Origin of the sequence: Actinospica durhamensis, assembly GCF_018139695.1 — a bacterium.
Taxonomy (GTDB): Bacteria; Actinomycetota; Actinomycetes; order Streptomycetales; family Catenulisporaceae; genus Actinospica; species Actinospica durhamensis.
Map to the genome: position 1 here is coordinate 1 of NZ_JAGSOG010000759.1, position 441 is coordinate 441.

Genomic DNA, 441 nt, shown 5'->3' on the forward strand with positions numbered 1-441 from the left:
GACGAACACCAGGCCCCCGGGCGTGCAGGCCAGCGTGGCCAGGTCGGTGTAGATGCGCTTCACGCAGCCGATGCCGGTGAGCGGGTAGGTGCACTGCGCGACGATCTTCGGCTGGCCCTGCTTGGTGAGCAGGTCCATCATCACCCAGGTCTGCTTGGCGCCGATCGCGAGGTCCATCGCGCCGCCCACGGCGGGGATGGCGCCGGGCTCGCCGGTGCTCCAGTTGGCCAGGTCGCCCGTGGCCGACACCTGGAAGGCGCCCAGCACGCAGATGTCCAGGTGGCCGCCGCGCATCATCCCGAAGCTGTCGGCATGGTGGAAGTACGCGCCGCCCGGCAGCAGGGTGACGGGCTGCTTGCCCGCGTTGATCAGGTCGTAGTCCTCCTCGCCGGCGGCCGGCGCCGGGCCCATGCCCAGGATGCCGTTCTCGCTCTGCAGGAT

General features: G+C 70.7%; 1 protein-coding gene. It reads right to left on the reverse strand.

The features are described 5' to 3' along the window. On the reverse strand, positions 1 to 441 hold a 441-nt coding region (locus tag KDL01_RS46505), incomplete at both ends, for a CoA-transferase (protein WP_281415873.1).